We start from the raw sequence: 24,076 nt of genomic DNA on the forward strand, positions 1-24,076 counted from the left end.
ACCCTTACTGCTTCGCTTGAGTGGCAATAGCAATTTTATTGATACCAGCACCTTTCGCTGCGTCCATCACTTCAACCACAGTGCCGTTATAAGCATGTTTATCCGCTTGAATCACTAAACTGGCATCAGGATCATCCAGCGCCAATTTTTCGAGTGTGGCTTGAACGCGTTCCACATCCACACGGCGCTTATCAATATACACATCATTGCCTGCCGTGATGGCGACAAAAATGCCGCTATTCTTTTGACTGGTTGAATGTGACGCTGCCGGGCGGTTAACTTCCACACCCGACTCATGTACAAACGAGCTGGTCACGATGAAGAAAATCAACATGATGAATACGATATCAAGCATCGAGGTTAAATCGACTTGTGCTTCTTCTTTTGCTTTTGTGGGACGAACTAATCTCATTCGCCGCTCCTTAATTGTTGTTCTAAGTGCAAGGCTTTACGCGTTGTCACTTTAACTAATCGAGAATGTGCAAACATGCCAGCCAATGCTGCGACCATGCCTGCCATTGTAGGAAGGGTTGCCATTGAAATACCAGATGCCATCAGTTTTGGATCGCTGCTGCCAGAAACAGACATTAAATCAAATACCGCGATCATGCCTGTTACGGTGCCTAGCAAACCCAACATAGGGCACAAGCTCACGAGAACTTTTATCAAATCTAGATGTTGATTTAGCATCAAATTCGCTTGCTGTAACATGCCCTCTTTTTGGGCTAACGCGAACCATGAATCATGCTCATTGCGCAGCTTCCAACGCTCTACCCAACCTGCTTTAACATGCTGATAAGAGAAACTCAAAAATAGGATTCTCTCAATGATCAATAACCAACAAATAAAGACGACAGCAGCCAACCACCATAAAACTTGCCCACCACGGGACATAAATTCCCATAGTGTTGATGATAAAAGGTCAGGGAAATAACTTGCTAGCCAGGCCATTACGCACGAACCTGATCTGAGCTGTTATTGTCACGATTATGGTTATTAAGATTACATGAATCGGACTCTTTTTCTGCACGCTGAGCGACCAAGCTTACGCCTTGTTTTTCTAACGTATTACGAATGCTTTCCGCGCGGTTAGACAAAATATTGTGAGCAAGTAATAGAGGCATCGCGGCAACTAAGCCTAAAACCGTGGTGATCAATGCCATTGAAATCCCACCCGCCATTACTTTCGGATCACTATTGCCAAATTCAGTGATCACTTGGAAGGTTTCAATCATGCCCGTCACGGTACCCAATAAACCGAGCATTGGCGCTAATGCCGCAAACAATTTCAGCATCGATAAACCACGCTCAAGCCCTTGTTGTTCATCCAGAACACTTTCAAGTAAGCGTAGCTCTAATGATTCAACCGATTGTTTTTTCTCTTTTTGGTACACATTTAAAATGCGGCCTAATGGGTTATCCGTTGGACTCTCAGGCTGTTTAAGCTGCGCTGAAATTTGTTGTTGAGTTTGCATCAACTTCACGCCACGGATCACGGCAATAACCAATCCGATAATAAGCAATGCCAAGATAATCTTTCCAACAATACCTGCTTGATCAATACGTTGCATCAAGGTTGGTTGGTTGGCAAATTGTGCTAATAGAACGCCACGAGTCGGGTCGAGTAATACCGATTCAGCACCCTCTTTTAAACTTTCAGTTAAGCTTTCTAAGCTAGGTGCATCAGAAGGCAGAGCTAGATAATTAGAAGCTTGCTGACGAGTGAAATCCCAATGTAAATACCCCTGCGGCGAAACTAAACCGATGTCACCAAGGCGAAGCGCTGGCATTGTCGCCGTTTTACCATCGCCTTGTACGTAATCAATTGAAACTGATTGTAATTGGCTACTGGTGGTGATTTTGTAGGTCATCGCTTGCCAAAGATCCGTTAGTAGCGGCAATGATGGTAATGCATCGGTACTGATCACTTTATTAAGCTGAGTATCAAACGCTTTGCCTTTCTCGCCTAACAAAGAATCTTGATAGTTACTCTGAACTTCTTTTGCCGCCTGGCGCACTACACCAAACAATTCACCTAAGCTGCCCGTTGCAAGCTGTAGATCCTTACTTTTTTGCGCAAGTATTTCTTCATTAGCTGCAAAAGTTTTACTCAGTTTTGCATTTTCGGTTTCAATTTGAGCAAGCTGTTTGGCAAGTTGATTTCGCTTGGTTTGCAATGCCGCTCGTTGCTCTGCACTTAATGCGACACGCTGGCGATTATGCGCATTCTCGGTAGTTTGTTCCGTTTTGGCTTTTGAGCTTAATGCTGCTAAATCATCAGCATTTGCGCTAAAACTGATGCTCGATACCGTGATCAATAACGTCCCGATTAAGGCCGATTTTTTAATTATATTATTCATGAAAGCGATCATTATTTCGCCTCCTGTGTTTTATTTTCAGATACGGCTTTCACTTGGGTAATGGAAAGTGGCAAGTTTAATAACGTTGGCGCTTGTTGTTTATTGGCTAACGCATAAGCTTTATTAATTTCAACTTGCTGACTACCATCAACAGCTTGCCACTGATTCGATGATTGCGACCAAACCCACGTGTGCTGGGCATCTTTACTGCGAGCCAATAAACTAACACGGCCTAAATACAGAAGATCAACTTGGCGATTATCGTTATCTGCTAACGTAATTTCGCCTGCATACGAACCCAGCTTGGTTCCATAATCAATCTCGACTTGATATGCCTCTAAAATTCGACGATATTTTTCTGCTTCTGAAATATCAGCACGCCCCATCAGTTGCTGCAAATCATCCAAGCGTTTTTCTCGGCTTGCCATGCGCACAGGCGTACCTTCATGGATGAGTTTTTTATAACCATCTAACATGTAGTACATCAAAGGCACCACACCTTGGCGGGTTTGAGCTATTTCTTCGATTTGAGATTGGGTAGCAACTTTCTCTTGTTCTTGTGAATCCACTAATTTTTTCAAATGCCTTTGATAGATGGATAGATTATCAATCTGAGCTTCCAGCTGTTCCACTTCTGCTTGAAGTTCAAAACTCTCATCTGAATTTTTATTGATACTCACTTGAGATGACTTAGCCACTTTATTGGTTTGAACTTCCGTGCTACGCGCGTTATCCAAACTATCTGCTTGAGCAGAAAATGCAGTCGTTAACCCCAAAAGAATAAGTGACGCTGTGGCGTATAGAGGAAGACGCGATTGTCTAACTGCCGATGATAAAGAAGAGTGTGAAGAACAAAAACAACGAGAAAACCGCATGATAAGATCCGTATAAGTAAAAATTCAACCAATCAAAATTGGCCTTTCTTAGCGAATCTTCATTCTACCTGACCAGAACATGAAAGTTAATGATAATAATTACCATTAAGAAATAAATTTACATTCTCTTGATATAAATCATTTTTATTTTCGAGTGTTCTACCTCATTCTAAAAACCAGATGTAAAAAAACCGCTAAACAAGTGTCAGCGGTTTCATCAATCAATAATACAAATGAGATTATTACTGAGCGTTGGCTTCACGCTCCGAAATAAATGCTAATGCCATTTTAATGCGAGAAACAACTCGTTCTTGGCCAATTAATTGCATTGTCGCATCAACCGATGGTGATTGACCGCCGCCCGTTACTGCAACACGCAATGGCATACCAATTTTACCCATGCCAATTTCAAGCTCAGAACAAACAGCTTCAATTACGCCATGTAGGTTTTCTGTGCTCCAATCGTTTAGTGCTTCAAGTTTGCTAAGCGCTAATTCTAATGGCTCACGAGCAACACCACGCAAGTGTTTCTTGGCTGCACCCGCTTCAAACTCGGCAAAGTCTTCATAGAAGTAGCGAGATTGCTGCGCTAATTCAATCAAGGTATGGCAACGTTCACCGACCAATTGAATCACTTCTGTGATAGCAGGACCTTTTGCAAGGCTGATTTCTTGCGCATCTAAGTGCCATTGCAGATATTTAGCCACATATTCTGGCTCTGATGTTTTGATGTAATGATTATTGAGCCAAAGTAGTTTATCGGTATTAAAGGCCGATGCTGATTTACTCACATTATCCAAGCTAAAGAATTCAATCATTTCCGCGGTTGAGAAGATTTCTTGGTCACCATGAGACCAACCTAAACGCACTAAGTAGTTATTCAATGCATTCGGCAAATAACCTTCATCACGATATTGCATTACACTAACTGCGCCGTGACGTTTTGATAATTTAGCACCATCATCACCTAAGATCATCGCACAATGAGCAAAGACAGGAACAGGTGCACCTAATGCGTGATAAATATTGATCTGACGTGGCGTATTGTTGATATGGTCTTCACCACGAACCACATGAGTGATCGCCATATCCCAGTCATCAACGACAACACAAAAATTATAAGTTGGTGCACCGTCAGTACGACGAATGATTAAATCATCCATTTGGCTATTGGCAATTTCAATGCGGCCACGGATTTGATCTTCAAAAACCACGCTACCTTCAGTTGGGTTGCGGAAACGGATCACGCATGGATCACCCTCTTTGGCTGCTTGATTTACCGCAACAATCTTCGGATGATTAGCATCATAACGCGCCATTTCTTTATTTGCTTCTTGCTCTGCACGAATTTCATCAAGCAAATCTTTCGGTGCGTAGCATTTATAAGCTTTATCTTCAGCAAGCAATTGATCAACGACTTCATTGTAACGATCAAAACGTTTAGTTTGGTAGTAAGGACCTTCATCCCAATCCAAGCCCATCCATTGCATGCCTTCTAAAATGGCATCGACTGCTGCTTGAGTTGAACGCTCAATATCAGTGTCTTCAATCCGTAAAACAAACTCACCACCTTGGCTTTTCGCGTACAACCAAGAATAAAGCGCAGTACGAGCACCACCAACATGAAGATAGCCAGTTGGGCTAGGAGCAAAACGTGTTTTAACCGTCATTAGAATTACCTTTTGAAACGTATACAAAGAAGAGTAGCCAAACCAATATAATGACTCAGAAAATAAGAACATTAATGTGATGGCGGTAAGTTGCGCATATTCTAACACTCAAAACCAAACACTCAAATAGCAATACTTCGTTAACGTCATTCTGTCTTTATTCTTTCATAGAAAAAGGAAGATAGCCCATGTAGGAGATCTTCCTTTGATTTATATACTCAAAATATAATGAGTATTTGCTATGTCCGTTTTTTAGTCTTGAAATTCGGTTTTTTAATCAAACATTGAAGATCAATATCAACCATGATTGCGGCCCTAACCATGGTTGAAAACGGCAATTATTTAATACCAAATGGAATGGTTAGCGTCACTTTCAAATCGTTTTCATCATTGAATCCGTTTGAGTACACCACCCAATCTTTAGTATTGGAATCATTAACATAATGGGTATAGTAAATACCAAAATTAGCACCTTCAAGTGCCCCACTTTGGATGGCGTAGCTCACAAACGCACTACCAGAGTATTCCACTAGATCGTCGGAGCCTTCCCATTCAGAACCAAACGCATATACACCGTTTAGACCCATAGTTAGACCTGGCGCACCAAGATCGGAAAGGTCGCGTTTCAACTCACCAAAGAAGCCAAGTTCGCCATCATGGTTGAAATCCGAACGGTTGTTCCACCAGATATCATACGCACCATTCGAACCACCGTAGGCTTCGGTCATGCGATAAGCTAAGTTGCCCACATTACCGCGAGTATCACTTGAATCAGCTGAAGTATAAGTGCTTTCTAAACGAAGATTATATTGACCAAAAGATTTCGCACTTAAGAATGCCAGTTGATAGGCAGTTTCATCATATTGATTATCATCATCAACCACATAAACTTGTGGAGACACATACCAACCACCATCTGTATTCCATTTAAATTTGATATGGGCGTTTTTACGATCACCTTCCGTCAAACCGGCATAAGCCACATCAAGAAGCATTTGATCATTGATGGTGTAACGCATACCGACAGAATAAACATCACCCGCATCTTCTGCTGTTGAGCCTGTTCCCGTACGGAAGGTGTATTGCTTTTTATACCAAGGTGCGCGGTATTTATCCGCATACGCAAAACCTAATTCTACAGGCCCAAAAGTCGCACCAATTTCGCCGCCTTCATAAGTACCCGCCGCATAAGACCAGTTAACGCCCAATGTTGATGGTACGGATGGTTGGTAATAACCACCACGAGCCGTGACATGCTCACCCAATTTAAATTTCACCGCCGCAGTCTGGAATGCACCGCCGTTATCCGTACAATCCGCCGCCCAAGTACCAGAACAACCAGTATTACTCCCCGGAGACATTTCATACGGGTTATTGACATTCCAAAAGTTCATTTCATGATCGGGAGAACCGTTATTCCACATATCAAACGTGGTATAAACGTTCACATCCAAACCAACAACATCACTGATATAACCGGATTTAAAATCTAACCCTGCGTAAATAGTACCGTGATCTAAGTTTGTATTCTTAGGAGTGTCTTTACCATTTACACCTCCATCGGCAGCAGCAGTACCAGCACGAGTACGATCTCGCATCCAGATATTAACCGCACCGTTGATAGAGGCATCTTCCCAGAATCCACCTTCATAAGCTTTTTCTTCCACTCCTTGACCTGCAATAGAAGTGTCATTAGGCGCAACATCATCCGCAGCCATAGCGCTTGTGGAATATGTCGCCATACCAAACAAAATAGAAGAAACCGCCGTTCCAACTAATGTTTTATTAAACATAGATTTCGTGGGCATTGTCTTGGTAAGCACTCTCTTCGTGAACATCGCCTTCTTAAATATTTTTTTCATATATAATCCCTGATTTTCTTTGTTTTTTTGATTATTAGCCTTCAATCATCCAGACTGATTTCATGGCTCGTAATTACTAACGAAACTCAGCATGCCATCTTTTTTTGAACAAAAATCAAATCTATTTTTAAATACGACCACCTTCAAATTTAGGCAAATATAAAAACACATAACTCTTATAAAACAACAGATTAAGTCAATATAAAAAAACATCAACTAGGGAGGGATACGATAATGAGTAAGGATTTTTATCTTTTTTAAACTTTTTCGAGATCTTCATCACTCTGTATTCATAAATTTAAATATTCATTTAGACTCACAAACCATAAATTTTGAACTGTGCCACAGAATTTTCACTGTCAAAAACGTCAATAACCATTATATTCAATAAGTTAAACAAATTCAGAGTCATTAAATATGAATTCACCAATAGATAAAGTAGCGTTGATGCACCTTATTAAATAAGCAGTAATTTAGATGATGGAAGTAGAGTAAATAAAGTGGAAGACATGCTTGACCATGACGCGATGGGAAGGTTTATAGTGTGGTTAGTTTGTTATTTAAGGACGTTATCTATGTTTCAATATCAACTTATTCTGACTGGTTTGAATTGTATGGGCTGCGCACGTAAAGCCGAAACCGCTCTAAACTCAGTGCCTAATACTCAAGTAAAAAACATCACCCCAACTGAAGCTACAGTTGCGAGTTCGGCCAGCTTATCGACGTTAAATCAAGCGTTAGATTCGCTAGGTTATTACGCATCGCAACAACTGAACTTCTCTTTATCTGGACTCAGTTGTGGCCGTTGTGTCGCTAAGCTAAAAACAGCGTTTGACGAATGGGATAATATAGATGACTTTCAAGTGGACAAAACAACACTTACTTTGCGCGGAAAAGTAGAAAGTACCGATGTCATTGCACAAGTAGAAGCGATTGGTTATCAAGCAAAACTAGTTGAAGAATTCACTATTGAACCGCCTATTATCGAACAACCCATCCCTGAAAAAAGCGCAATCATTGAACCAGGTTCGAGTTCTAAACAAGATAAATTAACAACAGAGCCTCAAATTCAGCACAGCCGAGACAATAACGATACTGAAACTAGCTTACATTTTATTATTTCTGGTATGACTTGTGCCAGTTGTGTCTCGTCGGTTGAAAAATCCATCCAACAAGTAAATGGCGTTAGTAAAGTTCAAGTGAATCTGGCGGAACAAACCGCTTGGGTGACTGCGCCTTCTATTAAGATTGATGAGACTCAAATCATCATTGACGCCGTTCACGCAGCAGGTTATCAAGCAGAACTCGTTATCGATGAAGCGAGTATGCGCGAGCAGCAACAGGCCACTTTCCAAAAAGCCTTAAAAACCAATAAAAACAATGCGATTGCAGGGCTTGTGATCGGAGCTCCATTAATGGCTTGGGGTGTTTTTGGTGGCAACATGATGATCCGTAATACCATGGATCAAATGACATGGGGCGCGATAGGGTTACTCTGCCTGTGGTTACTGGCCACTGCTGGACGCCCATTTTTCGCCAATGCGTGGCAAGCACTGCAACATAAACGCGCAACCATGGATACGCTAGTCGCATTAGGTACTGGGGCGGCGTGGTTTTATTCCATGCTCGTTGTCATTATTCCGATGTGGTTTCCAGCGCAGGCAAGACATGTATATTTTGAAGCCAGCGCCATGATCATTGGTTTAATTTCGCTTGGTCATTATATTGAAGCAAAAGCCAAAGCACGCACCACTCAATCACTACAAGCTTTAATCGATCTTCAACCAAAAACGGCAATCGTTATTATTGAGGGATCAGAAACTACACTAGCAGTCGAAAAAATTACCGCAGGCATGCACATTCGAGTCCGCCCCGGTCAACAAATTCCTGTCGATGGTAAAGTTGTGCAAGGTGAGTCTTATATTAATGAATCCATGCTCACTGGCGAGCCAATGGCAACCCATAAACAAATTGATGATGTCGTTTTTACTGGCACGATTAACCAAGATGGCAGCTTAATAGTAGAAGCAACGATGGTTGGATCTCACACTACACTTGCTCGCATTATCAAGATGGTTCGCCAAGCCCAAAGCAGTAAGCCGCAACTGGCCAAACTCGCCGATAAAATCTCCGCAGTGTTTGTACCAGTGGTGGTGTGTATTGCTATTTTTGCCGCTGTAGTTTGGTATTTTTTCGGCCCAACGCCACAAGCCAGTTATATGCTAGTGGTCGCCACGACCGTGCTCATCATTGCTTGCCCATGCGCATTAGGTTTAGCCACACCACTTTCAGTGACGGTCGGCATTGGTAAAGCAGCGGAATTTGGCGTATTAATTAAAGATGCTGAAGTACTACAAACGGCCAGCCAAATTAATACAGTAGTATTTGATAAAACAGGCACACTGACACAAGGAAAACCAAGTGTTCAGCAATTAAACATGTTTGATGAGCATGATCAATCCAACATCTTGACTGCGATTTATCACATTGAATCTCAATCTGAGCATCCTTTAGCGCAAGCCGTTTGTGAATACATAAAACAACAACCTAGCTTCGATATTCATAAAAAAATCAATATAAACGCATTTAAAGCTGAACGCGGATTAGGTGTTCAAGCAAATATTCAAAATAATGGTGATAGCAAAACTGTTTATATTGGTAGCCCACGCTATTTACGCGAAAACAATATTGATATCAGTGCAGGTGAAGCTCAGTTAGCTATGTTTGAACAACAAGCCTTTACACCTATTTCAGTAGCATTCGATGGTCAACTGGTCGCCGTTATGGGTATTTCAGATCCTATACGCGATGATGCCAAGCAAGCAGTTAAGGCCCTAAAGAATCAACATATCAAAGTCGTTCTCTTATCGGGGGATAATCAAAAAGTGGCTGAGGCCATTGGTAAACAGCTTGATATTGACCATGTGATTGCAGAAGTTCTACCCGAGCAAAAAGCAGAAAAAATCATAGAGCTACAAAATGAAACGATAAAAGGGAAAAAGTGCAAAGTTGCGATGGTCGGCGATGGCGTTAATGATGCACCTGCGTTAGCGCAAGCCGATGTTGGCATAGCAATGGGAAGTGGATCGGACGTAGCGATTGAAAGTGCGCAGATGACATTACTGCATTCTTCCCCATTGGCCTTAGTCGATGCTATTGAATTATCTAAAGCCACTGTTAACAACATTAAACAAAACCTATTTGGGGCGTTTGTTTATAACTCTTTAGGTATTCCGGTTGCCGCAGGCGTGTTGTATCCTGTGTTTGGCTTTATGTTAAGCCCTGTTTTTGCGGGTGCTGCCATGGCATTATCTTCGATTACCGTCGTCAGCAACGCCAACCGATTACGCTTATTTAAACCAAGTCGAAATAAATAAGATTGGATTGATAAGAGTTGAAATCTTAAAGAGAATTAACAATGAAGAAATGGTTCAAATTGCCCTACTACCTTCTTGGTTGCCTACTCGGTAGCCAAGTTGCCAGTGTTCAAGCTGAACCATTAATTTGGCAAGCAACCAAAGATAAGCAAACCTTAATGCTGATAGGGACAGTACATATTGGCCAAGCCAGCATGTACCCGCTTCCACATCAACTTAATCAGTTTTTAGCCCATAGTGATGGATTGATCGTCGAGACTGATATTAATCAACCAATGCCACACCTTGATTTTTCGGATGCTACGCCAACGAAAGCCTATCTTTCTTCTCAACAACAAAATCAACTAGAAATTATTTCCAAACAACTGAGTCTTGATTTTGATGCTCTAGCAAAACTTCCACCTTGGATTGTGGCTATTTCGCTTGAAAATGAAAGTTACAAAGCACTCAAACTACAGCCTAAGTTAGGTGTTGATAGCATGTTGATGCAGCAAGCAGATGAACAAGGTATCCCACTATTAAGTTTTGAAACCTTAACAGAGCAATTCGATCTACTGCAAAACCTGCCTAATGATGGTAAAGATTTACTTCTCGACACTCTCGATAATTGGGAGCAAGGACAAGATTTTTATACGTGTATGCTAGAAAGCTGGCAGGCAGGTGATTCAAACAAGTTAAATGAGATGTTAAACGCGACAGAATGGGATGACAAAACCACCCACGCTTTACTCATCGATAGAAACCAGCGTTGGGTAAAACAACTGATTAGTCCTGAATTTATTTCGAAACAAGGTCGCTATGTTATCGCTGTCGGTACGATGCACTTTTTGGGTTCAAATAGCGTAATAGACTTACTTAAACAACAAGGCTATCAAGTGAAACAAATAACCCAATCTGTCAGCACTGATTGCTCATTTGAATAACCGCTGAGTAAAGCGAAGATACGTTACTTACTTCACAACTAAATGATTACGGTTATCGCGGCTTTGCTTAATTAGCTCATCGCCCATTTCAACTTGCGCTGACTTTGCCAAGCGATCGTAAAGCAAAACATTAACACTGGCGGCTAAATTCATGCATCCCACCGTTGGCACATAAACCACCGCATCCGCTTTTGATACCACAGCTTGATCGATACTGCCATCTTCTGGGCCAAACACGTAAATCGCTTTTTCAGGATGTACAAAAGCAGGTAATGGTGTCGCACCTTCTGCCAACTCCACACACACAACTTTAGTATCAGCATCTAAATCAGCTAGCATTTGATCCACACCATTTAGCGGTATATGACGGGCAGCACTTTTAGTGTCAGTATGAAATTTTACTGCTTTTTCATAACGAACTCCCGTATACCGAACCGCATCCACACGATAACACCCAGCTGCGCGCATCACTGCCCCTACATTTGAAGGACTTTTAGGATTGGTTAAACCAATAGCGACATAAGACTGAGTAAGGTGAGTGTTTGAAGTAAGCATAAAGGTGTCATCGAAGAAAAAAGTGGGCGTATAGTAGCAAAGAAAAGCAAAAGGGTCTTGCATCAAAACACAAGACTCTCAATAAGATTAACCTCACCTAACTTGAAGCTGCAATCTTGTTGGCTAAGCTTATTTACCACCTCACTGCAACTCCAATTACTTTAGGTAATAACTGCCTTTACTGAGAAGGCTTTTCCGATAGTGTGGCCTTATAACGCAGCAGATAATCAATCTTGCCATCGTCTTTAAACAATTTCTTAAACGCTTTCTTATCGTAGGCGTTGAATTGCCCCATTTGCTTAGCTGATAAATTCGATCCACCAACGTCAGTCGTATCGACCGCTAAGATGTATTCACTCACCGTTTTAACCGCTTTAGCGTAACCATCTTTAGAATTTAAATTGAAAATGGTGGCATCTATTTTTTTACGAACTTCTTGAGACCAATAAAATTCCAAAAATGGTACCGGCTTATCTGGTTTATCCCAACTCACGCCACGAGTGAAATACATAAGAGAGCGGTAAAGATCGTTCTGAAAATGTTTGATGCCTAATGATGTAGGAAGCTGGTCATAACCAATAGGGTTACTGTTCACGTCAAATAACCATGTATTGCCATCTTTTTGCATTTGCGTCCAAAATTTATCCATTCCTTTGATATCACGGTAATCTTTCGCAACAACGACATTGACATGAAAGTCCGCGCCACCTTCTGGCATTTCATAAAAAACATTAAACGTATGATGACCATCCGTGAGGTAATAATCACCATCTGGCGCAATCACCACCGTTTTCATATCTTGTTTACGCTTGCCTACAGCTAACTGGCAAGTAAAGCTGGATGGATTATTCGGGTTTGCATTAGCAGAAATTTTTCCCATACCCTTTTGGCCATTCGCTTCGCACACCTCATCAAACATTTTCTCACGATCAAATTGATAACGACCGAGCTTATACATGATTTGGTCATACCCAACCGAAGGCTGAGTTGGAATAAGTTCGTGCAAACTGACATTGACAACATCACCTACTTTTACATCGTTTGCGTATGATGACGGTGTAAACAAACACATAACCCCAAGCATCACCGAGATAATTTTCTTATTCATTTATTCCTCTAAATCGTAAATTAATAAATCAGACAAACAGAATAAGCCTAAATCATGACAAATAAATGTCTGGGTGCTTAACCAAACCATTAAAAACAAAGAAAGCAAAGCAGTCTCACCTGAAACCACTATGCACTGACTTTAATAAATTGAGGGGGAGCATTTCCCAAAACTTAAAATGGACAACTACACATTGAGTCTTTTCTTACCATCGCAAGCCCCCCATAAAGCAATTGCGCTCGCCAGCACTACCCCAATCGCAACCGGCCACAAGTTACCCTGAGTAAAATAAGCCACCAATCCACTCACAATAGAAGCAGTAAGAAATTGCATGGAACCTAATAAGCCCGCCGCCTTACCTGAGTTATGTTTAAAATACTGCAAATAACATGCATTAGTATTTGGCATAATTCCTGCGTTCGCCGACACCATAATGATAAAACCAGCAACGACGCCATATATATGCTGCGGAAAAAGTGTCACTGACAACAACAGAATGACCGCGCCACAAAGTTGCATTTGAATAAATCGAACCAACAAAACCGCTGGACCATGTTTTTTCAACAAATAACTATTAAGTCGATTAATGGTAATCAGCCCTAAGACATTCATTAAGAAAAGTATCGAGAATACTTTCTCTGATACACCATAATATTCCATGTACACAAATGGAGAGTTCGTCAAAAAAATCAGCATAACGCTAAAACCAAACGCGAGTGCTAATAAATATCCGAATACGGTTCTTTGTCGTAACACCTCAGAATAAGACATTAGCTTAGGTGTGTTCTGGGAAGTTTTTACCACCGGTTTGGGTACCACAAAAAAAGCATAAACCGCTAAGATAAAACCTAATATGCCTAAGAAGATAAAAATAAAGTGCCAATTTAATAAAGCTAAAATTAACGTGCCTACAGACGGTGCAATCGATGGCGCGATCATCATAATTAAAGCAATCAGTGAAAATAAACGTGCCGCTTCTCGCCCTTCCGCATTATCACGAATTAAAGCAGGAACGCAGACGATAGCAATACCACCACCAATTGATTGAATAAAACGACACGCCCACAGTACTTGTATAGACTGCGCGGATGAAATGGCTACACTACCCAAAGCAAAAATGATCAACCCGATCATCATTACGATACGACGGCCGTATTTATCTGAAAATTGACCACCCAACAACTGGCCAATTGCAAGGCCAAAGACATATAAACTGACCGTCATCGCGACCCAATTGATCTCAACATTGAGATCGGAAGCGATAGTGGGTATTGCTGGCAAGTAAGTATCGATTGAAAATGGACTCAGCGCAAACACGCTTGCTAACAGCACTATCAAGGACGCTGAAATAGATTTTGACATATTCACCTCTAGAAATTTTATAACAAAATGGTAACCTTAATTTATCTTTCTAGCAAGATAGATTAAATAACCTCTTAAGGTAAAACATCATGACGACCAAAATTCCTGTCTCTACATTACTTTCCTTAGGAACTGACAAGGAAAAACAACGACTATCCTATGAAGAAATCATATTACGCATTCATCGGCTCTCTGATCATTTAGCTGCAGATGTTCAACAATATTTGGATCCATATAACCTTCAACAAGCCGATTTCAGTATTTTGATCAGTCTATACCGTCAAGGGATACCTTACATTTCAAGTCCCACTCAGCTTTATCAAACCATGTTATTTAGCTCCGGTGGATTAACAAAAGTTCTCAAAAGAGTCGAAGATTTTGCTCTGATTCATCGAATAGATAACCTTGAAGATAAGCGTAGTAAACTGGTTCAATTAACACCATTAGGTTTACAACATATTGAAAATATTTTGGATAAGATAAAGCAGTCACGCCATCAAAAATTTTCATGCTTAGAGATTCGAGAACAAAAAGAAATGGAGCTGCTTTTAACAAAATTATTAGCAAGCTGGGAATAATAAAATTCTAAAAAGCCTTTCACTAAGCTCTAAACGCAAAAAAGCCACTCAATTGAGTGGCTTTTTCAAATGTGGTCGGTGAAGAGGGATTCGAACCCCCGACCCTCTGGTCCCAAACCAGATGCGCTACCAAACTGCGCTATTCACCGAGATTGTTGCTATTTATTAGGTTACCAAACTGAGGGTCTCCCTCTGCTCCGCTATTCCTAAAATCCGAGATGCGCTATCAAACTGCGCTATTCACCGAGATCCAATCAACAACTTGTTGCTGACTGAGATGCGTATATTACGGATTTAATTAACGATAGCAAGGTCTTTACCTCAATTAATTTCATAAATTCAAAAATAAAATTTAATCGATTAATTACTAATCAAGATGCATTCACATATGTCACCAAGTCGCTATAATTTACACATAACTCTCATTCAATGGAGTCATAATATGAATGACGATAACGATTTAGATTTATTCCAGCAAATGATGAGCGATGTAAAACCCATCGAACAAGATACAACCATTCGCACTAAAGAGCCGTTAATACCAGAAGCTCATTTTGCTCGTCGCCTTGCAGCAGTATCACTTTCGGATCAATATGACGAATATCTTTCTTTAGATAATGCGCCGATGCTGCAACCTAACGCTATTTTGGAATATAAAAAAGACGGGATACAAGATGGGGTATTTCGGAAATTACGTTTAGGCAAATACCCAATCACAGCGAAGCTTGATTTACACCGCCGCACCCTGACACAAGCAAGGGATGACGTGCTCTCATTTTTACGCCAAGCTCAACGTTTAGATACTCGCAGTGTACTAATTGTTCATGGTAAAGGAGAACGTTCTAATCCTCCTGCATTAATCAAAAGCTATCTTGCGACTTGGTTAGAACAAATCGCCGATGTCATGTGCTTTCACAGTGCCCAACCTTTTCATGGTGGCTCTGGTGCCGTTTATGTGTTGATTAAGAAAAGCCCTGAAATGAAGAACGACAACCGCGAGCGTCATCAAAAACGCATGAGTTAATCTGTTTATTTTTAACACAAACTGTTAAACTCCAGCGCCTAATTCCACTTAAACGACAAATAATATTATTCGTTTAAGTATTTCCGTTGTGAAACGTCAAAAGAGAGATCAATATGACAACGCCTCCTTCTGCTATTCGTTTAAATAAATACATCAGTGACTCTGGTTTTTGCTCCCGCCGTGAAGCCGATAAACTTATCGATCAAGGCCGCGTCACGATTAATGGCTCGATTCCTGAAATGGGAACTAAAGTTCTGCCGACCGATGAAGTTATGGTTGACCACAAACCTGTGCGAAGCAAAGAAAAACCAATTTATATCGCACTAAATAAGCCTACAGGTATTACTTGTACGACTGAGCGTCATATTGAAGGCAATATCATCGATTTTATCGGTCATCATAAACGCATATTCCCAATTGGCCGCTTGGACAAGCCTTCTGATGGTTTGATTTTTATGACTAATGATGGCGATATCGTCAATAAAATCCTTCGAGCGGGTAACTCACATGAAAAAGAATATGTGGTACGCGTTGATAAGCCTATTACGGCTGAATTCATTGAAAAAATGGCTTCGGGCGTTGAGATTTTAGATACCATCACTTTGCCATGTAAGGTCACCAAAGAAACTGATTTTTCATTTCGTATGGTGTTGACTCAAGGCTTAAACCGCCAGATCCGTCGCATGTGTGAAGCGCTAGGTTACGATGTGTATAAATTACGTCGCGTGCGTATTATGAATATATCTATAGATGGTCTACCAAATGGTAAATGGCGTTATTTAACCGATGCCGAAGTAGCAGAGATTCATGACATGATTGAAGGATCTGTGGGTACGGAAGAAGCATCAATGGTAGATGCGGACGGATATACGATAACCAAAGCTACTGATGCTAAATTGCACGATGCCCGTATACAAGCAAGAGCTGAAAAAGAACGTGAATTTGCCAAACAACGTGAGCAGCTAAGTGAGCAACAGCCACAGTTTAAAACTTACCGCGGTAAAGGTGAGTTTGAACGTAAAGCGCGCCTAAATAAAGAAGGTGAGCATTCTGGTGGTAATCGCAGTCGTAACCAAGATAAACCAAGCGGCTCAACCCCAAGTAAACCAGCCGCAAAAAGCTCTCGCTTTGGTAATTCAAATAGCAGCACTATTAAAAAATGGACGCCTAAATCAAAGGCCTAGCACAAAAGCAAAATTTCATTTGGTGGAGATAGATAATGGACAGCAGTTGGGGTGACATCTTTCCGTACGTTGCTGGTGCTTTAAAGCTTATTGTATTAGGTATTGGAGGCTACTACGCTATTAAATGGCATTTTGATGAAGAGCGCAGAGTGAAAGAAGCAGAAGGCGTAGTCTTTGAGGAACCAAGTCTCACGAAAAAATTAACACTAATGATTGGCCTCCCAGTCATTCTGGTTCTTCTTATTCTGTTCGTGATTTATGCGACTAACTGGGTTCTCGACATGTAAGCTCTCAATAGCTTTGAGGCAAAATCTAGCTAAGCAATTTACAGAATCTAGCCCCCGCACATGAGCCTCTGCGAACAAGATGCGAGGGCTTAGATTTTAACGAAGGCTCACCAATTATCCTCAACCGCTCGCTCATCTCTAATATAGAACCACGCTTACTCCCCACATAATTCAACAAATGCAGCCCTAGTTAGGCTTGCTAAATCCTGCGGCTTTAATTCAATTTCTAGGCCACGCCTGCCAGCAGAAACACAAATCGTCTCAAACTGTTGCGCCGATTGATGGATAAACGTCGGCAAGGCTTTCTTTTGACCTAACGGACTAATACCTCCCACCACATAACCTGTTACCGTTTGTGCGATCTCAGGATTTGCCATTTCGGCTTTCTTAGTGCCTGCGGCTTTCGCGGCTTGTTTAAGATTTAGCTTGTTTTCCACTGGTATAATCGCCACCGCAAGATTCTTAGCTTCGCCATTTAAACAAAACAATAAAGTCTTAAATACTTGAGCCGGATCTTGGCCTAATGCTTCTGCCGCTTCCAATCCATAGCTCGCGGCTTTTGGATCATGGGTATATTGATGAACGGTATGAACAATTTTTTTCTTTTTAGCAAGATTGATAGCAGGTGTCATGGTTCAATCCTTGAAGATATTTATTTAAACGAATTGTGATCAATAAAAAGCAGCGCCCTATTTTGACACTGCTTAGTCAGTTAACAAACTATCGTCGCTTCAATAGCAATTAAATTTCACTTATTGATATTGAATTTCACCTTTCGGCTCGTAGTCTGACACTTTAATTGGATTATGTTTTTCCAAATAATCTTTTAATACTTCAGCATCAACAAAGCCAGTATTTACGAACCCTTTTTTATCGGTAATTTTAGGATACCCATCGCCACCAGCGGCGTTAAAACTTGGTACCGTAAAGCGATACATTTTATTAGGATCGAGTGCCTTGCCACCAATTTTCACATCACTCACTTTGTTATTAGAAACCGTCATTGCGATACCTGCAAACTGGACATAAGCCCCTGAATCCACAGGCATAGTTCCTACTACATTGAGATAATTAAGCACATCACTGCCCTTCATATCAATATAAGTCACGATATTGCCAAACGGTTGCACTTTCAATACGTCTTTATAAGTGATATCGCCAGCTTGAATCGAATCACGAACACCACCAGAATTCATTACTGCAAAATCAGCGTTCATGCGTTTCATATGTGATAGTGCAATCAAACGACCCAAATTGGTTTGCTTATAACGCACCACATTTCGGTCACCTTCAAGTTTGCCATCGGTATAAGAAATTTTTACATTCAACTTCTCTTGGCCTTTTTCTTGATAAGGCTTTAAGAATTGATGCAACTCGTCATCTTCCGCTATTTCATTTTGTATAAATACTTTTTCCGACTTGCCATTCACATCTACTTTTTTCTTCAAGTTAACCGGAATAAGGTCATAACTCACCATCTTTAATTGACCATTTTTAAACTCAAAATCGGCGCGCCCAACATATTTACCCCATTCATGGGCTTGTACGATCCAAGTGCCATTTTGCTGATCAGGGATACAAGATTCACCCGGTTTATAATCCAATTTACGATGATTCTCTGACTCCATACACACAGGTTCTTGTGAATGACCACCTACAATCATATCCAACTCGCCCTTTGGTAAATAACGAGCTAGTGTGACATCACCCGGCGCGTTAATTCCACTGTTGCCATTATCGTAATGTCCCATGTGGGTCACAGCAAAAATAAGATCTGGTTTTTCATGAGCTTCAAGTTGCTCAATCACCTTTTTAGCTTCTGCTTTAGGATCTCTAAACTCAATACCACCAATATATTCGGGATTGCCAATCTTAGCCGTATCTTCCGTGGTTAAACCAATGACAGCAATTTTGATTCCTTGCTCATCAAAAATCTCATACGGTTTGAATAAACGTTTACCTGTTTTTTTATCATAAATATTAGCCGATAACATTGGGAAATTAATCCAATCACGCTGCTTCATTAATACCGAAAGTGGGTTATCAAACTCATGGTTACCAACCGCCATTGCATCGTAACCCATCTTATCCATACCTTTAAAATCAGGCTCTGCATCTTGTAAATCCGATTCTGGAACGCCAGTATTGATATCACCGCCAGAGAAAAGTAAAACACTTCCACCTTCCGCTTCCACCTCATGACGGATACCGTCAATCAATGTTTTACGTGCCGACATACCATATTCACCATCTTCATTTTGCCAAAAGCGACCATGATTATCGTTAGTATGAAGAACTGTAAGTTTATAAGTCTTATCCGCCAACCATTGATGTTGAGTCGATGAAGTGCCAAGGGAAGAACATGCCGCAAGAGAAGCGACCGCGAGTGCAATCGTTGATGCTTTAAATACAAACTGTTTCATTGTAAATACCTACTAAAAATGGATAACGCAAAAGTAAAACCTAACTCTCAAGGTAATGAGAATAGTCTAAACCATTTCATTCATTTCGGTATCTTCAGCACAAAATTTTGGTAAGACGATCACAAGGACAAAGCGATAAGCTACGGATGAGAGATAAAAAAAATCCAGCGACCTAAATCACTGGATTTGATGATGAATATGTTTAATCGAAATTAACGAATATCAATATGAGCAAAGCTTTTGATAAGATCATCAAGGTCTTTCATTTGTTTAAGGAAAGGTTCTAATTTATCCAATGGTAATGCTGATGGGCCATCACAACGCGCTTGATCAGGGTTTGGATGCGCTTCAATAAATAAACCCGCAATCCCTGTCGCTAAACCAGCTTTTGCTAGCTCAACGGTTTGCTCACGGCGGCCACCAGAAGCAGCGCCAGAAGGATCACGCATCTGTAGTGAATGCGTCACATCAAAAATGATTGGGCTACCATTTGATGATTTTTTCATTACGCCAAAGCCAAGCATATCTACGACTAAGTTGTCGTAACCCATGCAAGATCCGCGCTCGCAAAGAATGATTTTATCGTTGCCACATTCCGCGAATTTATCCACGATATTACCAACTTGATTTGGACTCATGAATTGTGGTTTTTTCACGTTAATCACCGCGCCCGTTTTTGCCATTGCTTCAACAAGATCAGTTTGACGAGCAAGGAAAGCAGGAAGTTGAATCACATCTACGACATCGGCAACAGGTTGAGCTTGAGCTTCAGTGTGAATATCAGTAATAATTTTTACACCAAAAGTATCTTTCAACTCTTGGAAAATTTTCATACCTTCATCCAAACCTGGACCACGGTAAGAATGCACAGATGAACGGTTCGCTTTATCAAACGAAGCTTTGAAAACGTAAGGAATGCCTAATTTTTCGGTCACTTTTACGTAATGCTCACAAATTTGCATAGCAAGATCGCGAGATTCCAACACATTCATGCCAGCAAAAAGGGTAAATGGTTTGTCGTTCGAGACAGGGATATCACCCACTTGTACGATTTTCTGTTGCATAACTTTTACTCCGTCAATCAAGATTTATATCTTAGACATTAATGTATGGTGGTTTGCTCGCGATTTAACGCAGATACCTGAACCTTTAACACTTCTATTGAAGGGTCTTCTGGACAGTTATCAATAAAGTATTGGAAATCTTCAGCTGCCATTTGATTACACTCGAGCTGCTGATAAATAAAGCCTCGATCTCGAATTTCATAAGGATCATCAGGCGCAAAGCTAAGCGCAATATTGGCACATTCTAACGCCATTGAATAATCATCTTCATGCATCAATGAACCTTTGGTCACTGCAAGCCATCTTCCAAGAACGGTTGGATTGTCAGTCTCCATTAAATGCTTTGATTGCAATCGTGCTAATGGACCGTCATAACCAATTAACCAAGCGCGCAATATCGATTTGGTTAAATACTCACCATTAAAAGGGTTCATATATAACGCAGGTTCATTAGCCCATTTTAGCTTGATGATAAATTGGCTAGGGAACATTACCCCTTCCATCGGGAAACCTAATTTCTCACCAAAATACAGCAATAAAGCCCCTAAACTGACAGGGATGCCTTTACGACGTTTTAATACGGTTTCAATAAATGTATTTTGTGAGTCAAAGAAGGTTTCATGATCCCCTTGAAATTCCCATTGATGATAAAAATAGTGCACAAAGTCTTCAAACTTTCGTTTTTGATCGTTTTCTTGGTCACGTATTTCATCTGCTGGAATGTCACCAGTATCATTCAATGAATCACTTGAGTGAGCTAAAGCCTGCTCTAGCTCAGTGAACATTTGCTCTAAAGAGGCTTTTATCCAAGCAGTATCTGATGATGGGTTAATCAAGGAGTTCAATTCAATCGCGCCTTCCAACAGGCTGACTTCATCTAAATCTTGCTCAAACAGATCCATTTCGTCTATTTCAGTCCCATCTTCTTCTAAAAATTCACTAGACATTACCAAGTAGGCACCTTAGTTATGGCAAGATGAGCTGCCCAATACAGCCAACCTAATGCACCAAAGAAAGCAATGCTACGAATCAATTTAGTTTTACCCAATTTCAACGCCACAAAACCTAGTGCAATATAAACTAATACGCAGGTGATTTTTTCTGTTAACCAAGGGGCAGCAGGAGTAAACGGAATAAATCCCGTAATAAAAATTAGTGCAATACCACTGGCCAGTAGCACGGTATCAACAATATGTGGCGTTATTTTTAACCACTTTTTATGCAACACCGATGAATCCATCATCATCAAAATATAGCGTAATGTCAGCAAAAAAACGCTTAACGCAATAGATAATAAATGAATATGCTTCAATGACATGTATAGCATGATTTTCCTTTCTCCAGTAATTCAAATAATTTTAGGCGAATCTTAATTAAGACCAGCAACCTAACGTTACTCGATCGTTATTTCCGTAATCTTTTTCAGTACTAACTTGATGATAACCAAGTTCAGTAAGTATGTTTCGAACCGCAGCGCCTTGCTCAAATCCATGCTCCATCAGTAACCAGCCTCCATGATGCAAGTGTTGGCGAGAGTGTTCGGCAATATAACGTAAATCCGCTAAACCTTTCTCTTTTGCCACCAAAGCTGTTAATGGTTCAAAACGAACATCACCTAAAACCAAGTGAGGATCGGACTCATCGATATAAGGTGGATTACTGACGATACAACCAAATTGAGTTACATCACTTAATGGCTCAAACCAACTACCTTGTAAAAAGTGAGCATTGGTTAAATTCAATTTTTGGCCATTACGCGTCGCCAGTTGTTGTGCTTCTGGCTGTAAGTCGATACCTATCACCGTATGCGATGGCAACTCGGATGCAAGAGCCAGTGCTATTGCGCCAGTGCCTGTACCCAAATCTAAAATATCGCCTTTAATATTACGTTCAGTTAATAACGCAATTTTATCTAAAGCCAGTTCCACCAAACGCTCAGTATCCGCGCGTGGGATCAAAGTTGAGGGTGATACTTCTAATGGCAGAGACCAAAACTCTCGCTCTCCCACTAAATAGGCGACTGGTTTACCTTCAATACGTTGTTGTAGCAAAGCATCAAACTTATGCTGTTGCTCGAGCGTTAACTCACGCTCTGGCCACGTTAATAAATAGCTGCGAGGCTTATCGAGAATATGGCACATTAATACCGCCGCATCTAACGAGGGTGTATCACTACCACTGCTTTTTAAAGCTTGGGTGGCTTGTTTAAGGTGCCATTCAATCGAGTTCATGGATTATCACTTATTGTCTACTTCACCTAGCTATCTATTTAACTTAGCTCTCTTTCACTTAGTTTTCAGCTTAACTTAATTTTGTTCAGCAAGTGCCGCAAGTTGATCCGCTTGATATTCTTGAATAACAGGATCGACCAAACTTTGCAGGTCCCCTTCCATGACTTCGGCTAGGCGGTATAAAGTTAAGTTAATACGGTGATCCGATACTCGGCCTTGTGGATAGTTATAAGTACGAATACGGTCACTACGATCGCCTGAACCAAGTAGATTACGACGAGTATCCGACACTTCAGCCGCTCGCTTCGCCATTTCAGCTTGAGTAATACGAGCCGCTAACACGGTCATCGCTTTCGCTTTGTTCTTATGTTGTGAGCGCTCATCTTGACACTCAACCACCGTACCCGTTGGTAAGTGGGTAATACGGATAGCAGAATCGGTGGTGTTAACGTGCTGACCACCCGCTCCCGATGAACGGAAAGTATCAATTTTAAGATCGGATGCTTTGATTTCTGGCATTTCAGCTTCAGGAACTTCTGCCATTACCGCTAAAGTACAAGCTGAAGTATGGACTCGACCTTGAGATTCTGTCGCGGGAACACGTTGCACACGGTGGCCACCAGATTCAAATTTCAACACACCGAATGCACCATCACCAACGACTTTAGCAATCATTTCTTTAAAGCCACCTTGCTCTGAAATATTGCTACTCATCACTTCAATACGCCAACCTTTTTTCTCCGCAAAACGGCTGTACATGCGGAATAGATCACCCGCAAAAATACCGGCCTCATCACCACCTGCGCCAGCGCGAATTTCTAAGAAACAGCTGCGGTCATCATTTGGATCTTTTGGAATCAACAAAATTTGCAAATCATCAGCTAAACGCTCAATAGCCGCTTTTGCTTCTTTAATTTCATCTTGTGCCATTTCGCGCATTTCAGCATCGTCTTCTTGCGCCATTTCTTCGGCAGCAATGAGATCATCTTGTGCTTGTTGATAGGCCTGAAAGCATTTTGTTACTTCTTCTAATTGAGAATACTCTTTTGATAGCGCACGGAATTTATTTTGATCGCCAATCACACCAGGATCGCCTAATAAATGCTGCACTTCTTCATAACGCTCAACTAGAGTTTCTAACTTGGTCAAAATTGACGATTTCATAATTTTATCTTAACTGTGAATGTTGCTAT

At 40.9% G+C, this 24,076-nt stretch carries 22 protein-coding genes and 1 tRNA gene; 6 read left to right on the forward strand and 17 right to left on the reverse strand.

The window, feature by feature from the left end; genetic code table 11:
- Positions 1-4 precede the first annotated feature (4 nt).
- From HC725_RS13560 to HC725_RS13585, 6 genes are all read right to left on the reverse strand, one after another.
- Positions 5-412, reverse strand: coding sequence for an ExbD/TolR family protein (locus tag HC725_RS13560; RefSeq protein ID WP_190332356.1), 408 nt, complete (start codon positions 410-412; stop codon positions 5-7).
- Positions 409-951 (reverse strand): MotA/TolQ/ExbB proton channel family protein, encoded by a 543-nt coding sequence (locus HC725_RS13565; RefSeq protein WP_190332357.1) that lies wholly within the window; start codon positions 949-951, stop codon positions 409-411. The genes HC725_RS13560 and HC725_RS13565 overlap by 4 nt, the downstream gene beginning before the upstream one ends.
- A complete protein-coding gene (locus tag HC725_RS13570; protein WP_190332358.1) occupies positions 951-2,360 on the reverse strand; it encodes a MotA/TolQ/ExbB proton channel family protein in 1,410 nt (469 codons plus the stop codon). Before HC725_RS13570 ends, HC725_RS13565 begins: the two co-directional genes overlap by 1 nt.
- Positions 2,361-2,371: 11 nt before the next feature.
- Positions 2,372-3,235, reverse strand: coding sequence for a DUF3450 domain-containing protein (locus HC725_RS13575; protein ID WP_190332359.1), 864 nt, complete (start codon positions 3,233-3,235; stop codon positions 2,372-2,374).
- A 242-nt stretch (positions 3,236-3,477) separates the two neighbouring features.
- A complete protein-coding gene (gltX, locus tag HC725_RS13580; RefSeq protein WP_190332360.1) occupies positions 3,478-4,905 on the reverse strand; it encodes a glutamate--tRNA ligase in 1,428 nt (475 codons plus the stop codon).
- A 338-nt stretch (positions 4,906-5,243) separates the two neighbouring features.
- Positions 5,244-6,698: a multidrug transporter gene (locus tag HC725_RS13585; RefSeq protein WP_190332387.1), complete on the reverse strand. Its 1,455-nt coding sequence runs from the start codon at positions 6,696-6,698 to the stop codon at positions 5,244-5,246.
- A 644-nt stretch (positions 6,699-7,342) separates the two neighbouring features.
- Here HC725_RS13585 and HC725_RS13590 point away from each other — a divergent pair.
- Positions 7,343-10,144, forward strand: a complete 2,802-nt coding sequence (locus tag HC725_RS13590; protein ID WP_190332361.1) for a heavy metal translocating P-type ATPase — start codon at positions 7,343-7,345, stop codon at positions 10,142-10,144.
- Between the two features lie 41 nt (positions 10,145-10,185).
- Positions 10,186-11,067, forward strand: a complete 882-nt coding sequence (locus tag HC725_RS13595) for a TraB/GumN family protein (RefSeq protein ID WP_190332362.1) — start codon at positions 10,186-10,188, stop codon at positions 11,065-11,067.
- Positions 11,068-11,094: 27 nt separating this feature from the next.
- Here HC725_RS13595 and HC725_RS13600 read toward each other — a convergent pair whose 3' ends face one another.
- The 3 genes from HC725_RS13600 to HC725_RS13610 all read right to left on the reverse strand — a co-directional run bounded on the left by HC725_RS13600 (position 11,095) and on the right by HC725_RS13610 (position 14,092).
- Positions 11,095-11,622, reverse strand: coding sequence for an RNA methyltransferase (locus tag HC725_RS13600; RefSeq protein ID WP_190332363.1), 528 nt, complete (start codon positions 11,620-11,622; stop codon positions 11,095-11,097).
- Positions 11,623-11,800: 178 nt separating this feature from the next.
- Entirely contained in the window at positions 11,801-12,730 is a 930-nt protein-coding gene (locus tag HC725_RS13605; RefSeq protein WP_190332364.1) for a ParB/Srx family N-terminal domain-containing protein, read from the reverse strand.
- A gap of 186 nt (positions 12,731-12,916) precedes the next feature.
- On the reverse strand, positions 12,917-14,092 hold the full coding sequence (locus HC725_RS13610) for a multidrug effflux MFS transporter (protein ID WP_190332365.1): 1,176 nt from the start codon (positions 14,090-14,092) through the stop codon (positions 12,917-12,919).
- An 89-nt stretch (positions 14,093-14,181) separates the two neighbouring features.
- Here HC725_RS13610 and HC725_RS13615 point away from each other — a divergent pair, with 89 nt between their 5' ends.
- Positions 14,182-14,670, forward strand: coding sequence for a MarR family winged helix-turn-helix transcriptional regulator (locus HC725_RS13615; RefSeq protein WP_190332366.1), 489 nt, complete (start codon positions 14,182-14,184; stop codon positions 14,668-14,670).
- 72 nt (positions 14,671-14,742) lie between these two features.
- On the opposite strand, the gene HC725_RS13620 is transcribed toward HC725_RS13615, so the two are convergent.
- Positions 14,743-14,819: transfer RNA gene (locus HC725_RS13620), tRNA-Pro, on the reverse strand.
- A 293-nt stretch (positions 14,820-15,112) separates the two neighbouring features.
- Here HC725_RS13620 and smrA point away from each other — a divergent pair.
- The 3 genes from smrA (at position 15,113) to HC725_RS13635 (ending at position 17,165) form a co-directional block, all read left to right on the forward strand.
- Positions 15,113-15,694, forward strand: a complete 582-nt coding sequence (gene smrA, locus HC725_RS13625; RefSeq protein ID WP_190332367.1) for a DNA endonuclease SmrA — start codon at positions 15,113-15,115, stop codon at positions 15,692-15,694.
- A 113-nt stretch (positions 15,695-15,807) separates the two neighbouring features.
- Positions 15,808-16,878, forward strand: a complete 1,071-nt coding sequence (rluF, locus tag HC725_RS13630; RefSeq protein ID WP_190332368.1) for a 23S rRNA pseudouridine(2604) synthase RluF — start codon at positions 15,808-15,810, stop codon at positions 16,876-16,878.
- A gap of 35 nt (positions 16,879-16,913) precedes the next feature.
- Positions 16,914-17,165 carry a hypothetical protein gene (locus tag HC725_RS13635; RefSeq protein WP_190332369.1) on the forward strand — a complete coding sequence of 84 codons (252 nt, stop codon included), beginning with the start codon at positions 16,914-16,916 and terminating at the stop codon, positions 17,163-17,165.
- A 155-nt stretch (positions 17,166-17,320) separates the two neighbouring features.
- Here the strand turns inward: HC725_RS13635 and ybaK are convergent, their stop codons facing one another.
- The 7 genes from ybaK to prfA form a co-directional block, all read right to left on the reverse strand.
- Positions 17,321-17,797 (reverse strand): Cys-tRNA(Pro) deacylase, encoded by a 477-nt coding sequence (gene ybaK, locus HC725_RS13640; RefSeq protein ID WP_190332370.1) that lies wholly within the window; start codon positions 17,795-17,797, stop codon positions 17,321-17,323.
- A 120-nt stretch (positions 17,798-17,917) separates the two neighbouring features.
- Positions 17,918-19,588: a bifunctional UDP-sugar hydrolase/5'-nucleotidase UshA gene (ushA, locus tag HC725_RS13645; RefSeq protein WP_190332371.1), complete on the reverse strand. Its 1,671-nt coding sequence runs from the start codon at positions 19,586-19,588 to the stop codon at positions 17,918-17,920.
- A gap of 212 nt (positions 19,589-19,800) precedes the next feature.
- Positions 19,801-20,652: a 3-deoxy-8-phosphooctulonate synthase gene (gene kdsA / locus HC725_RS13650; RefSeq protein ID WP_190332372.1), complete on the reverse strand. Its 852-nt coding sequence runs from the start codon at positions 20,650-20,652 to the stop codon at positions 19,801-19,803.
- A 38-nt stretch (positions 20,653-20,690) separates the two neighbouring features.
- Entirely contained in the window at positions 20,691-21,599 is a 909-nt protein-coding gene (locus HC725_RS13655; RefSeq protein ID WP_238928510.1) for a SirB1 family protein, read from the reverse strand.
- Positions 21,599-21,979: a SirB2 family protein gene (locus tag HC725_RS13660; RefSeq protein ID WP_190332373.1), complete on the reverse strand. Its 381-nt coding sequence runs from the start codon at positions 21,977-21,979 to the stop codon at positions 21,599-21,601. Before HC725_RS13660 ends, HC725_RS13655 begins: the two co-directional genes overlap by 1 nt.
- Before the next feature lie 46 nt (positions 21,980-22,025).
- Positions 22,026-22,883 (reverse strand): peptide chain release factor N(5)-glutamine methyltransferase, encoded by an 858-nt coding sequence (prmC, locus tag HC725_RS13665; protein ID WP_190332374.1) that lies wholly within the window; start codon positions 22,881-22,883, stop codon positions 22,026-22,028.
- Positions 22,884-22,958: 75 nt separating this feature from the next.
- On the reverse strand, positions 22,959-24,047 hold the full coding sequence (prfA, locus tag HC725_RS13670) for a peptide chain release factor 1 (RefSeq protein ID WP_190332375.1): 1,089 nt from the start codon (positions 24,045-24,047) through the stop codon (positions 22,959-22,961).
- Positions 24,048-24,076: the final 29 nt, after the last annotated feature.

It is taken from the genome of Vibrio sp. S17_S38 (assembly GCF_014694375.1).
In the GTDB taxonomy this organism is placed as follows: domain Bacteria; phylum Pseudomonadota; class Gammaproteobacteria; order Enterobacterales; family Vibrionaceae; genus Vibrio.

Coding starts and splice junctions, on each gene's coding strand:
- HC725_RS13560 (WP_190332356.1), bottom strand. CDS start 412: ATGAGATTAGTTCGTCCCACAAAAGCAAAAGAAGAAGCACAAGTCGAT.
- HC725_RS13565 (WP_190332357.1), bottom strand. CDS start 951: ATGGCCTGGCTAGCAAGTTATTTCCCTGACCTTTTATCATCAACACTA.
- HC725_RS13570 (WP_190332358.1), bottom strand. CDS start 2,360: ATGAATAATATAATTAAAAAATCGGCCTTAATCGGGACGTTATTGATC.
- HC725_RS13575 (WP_190332359.1), bottom strand. CDS start 3,235: ATGCGGTTTTCTCGTTGTTTTTGTTCTTCACACTCTTCTTTATCATCG.
- gltX (WP_190332360.1), bottom strand. CDS start 4,905: ATGACGGTTAAAACACGTTTTGCTCCTAGCCCAACTGGCTATCTTCAT.
- HC725_RS13585 (WP_190332387.1), bottom strand. CDS start 6,698: ATGTTTAATAAAACATTAGTTGGAACGGCGGTTTCTTCTATTTTGTTT.
- HC725_RS13590 (WP_190332361.1), top strand. CDS start 7,343: ATGTTTCAATATCAACTTATTCTGACTGGTTTGAATTGTATGGGCTGC.
- HC725_RS13595 (WP_190332362.1), top strand. CDS start 10,186: ATGAAGAAATGGTTCAAATTGCCCTACTACCTTCTTGGTTGCCTACTC.
- HC725_RS13600 (WP_190332363.1), bottom strand. CDS start 11,622: ATGCTTACTTCAAACACTCACCTTACTCAGTCTTATGTCGCTATTGGT.
- HC725_RS13605 (WP_190332364.1), bottom strand. CDS start 12,730: ATGAATAAGAAAATTATCTCGGTGATGCTTGGGGTTATGTGTTTGTTT.
- HC725_RS13610 (WP_190332365.1), bottom strand. CDS start 14,092: ATGTCAAAATCTATTTCAGCGTCCTTGATAGTGCTGTTAGCAAGCGTG.
- HC725_RS13615 (WP_190332366.1), top strand. CDS start 14,182: ATGACGACCAAAATTCCTGTCTCTACATTACTTTCCTTAGGAACTGAC.
- smrA (WP_190332367.1), top strand. CDS start 15,113: ATGAATGACGATAACGATTTAGATTTATTCCAGCAAATGATGAGCGAT.
- rluF (WP_190332368.1), top strand. CDS start 15,808: ATGACAACGCCTCCTTCTGCTATTCGTTTAAATAAATACATCAGTGAC.
- HC725_RS13635 (WP_190332369.1), top strand. CDS start 16,914: ATGGACAGCAGTTGGGGTGACATCTTTCCGTACGTTGCTGGTGCTTTA.
- ybaK (WP_190332370.1), bottom strand. CDS start 17,797: ATGACACCTGCTATCAATCTTGCTAAAAAGAAAAAAATTGTTCATACC.
- ushA (WP_190332371.1), bottom strand. CDS start 19,588: ATGAAACAGTTTGTATTTAAAGCATCAACGATTGCACTCGCGGTCGCT.
- kdsA (WP_190332372.1), bottom strand. CDS start 20,652: ATGCAACAGAAAATCGTACAAGTGGGTGATATCCCTGTCTCGAACGAC.
- HC725_RS13655 (WP_238928510.1), bottom strand. CDS start 21,599: ATGTCTAGTGAATTTTTAGAAGAAGATGGGACTGAAATAGACGAAATG.
- HC725_RS13660 (WP_190332373.1), bottom strand. CDS start 21,979: ATGCTATACATGTCATTGAAGCATATTCATTTATTATCTATTGCGTTA.
- prmC (WP_190332374.1), bottom strand. CDS start 22,883: ATGAACTCGATTGAATGGCACCTTAAACAAGCCACCCAAGCTTTAAAA.
- prfA (WP_190332375.1), bottom strand. CDS start 24,047: ATGAAATCGTCAATTTTGACCAAGTTAGAAACTCTAGTTGAGCGTTAT.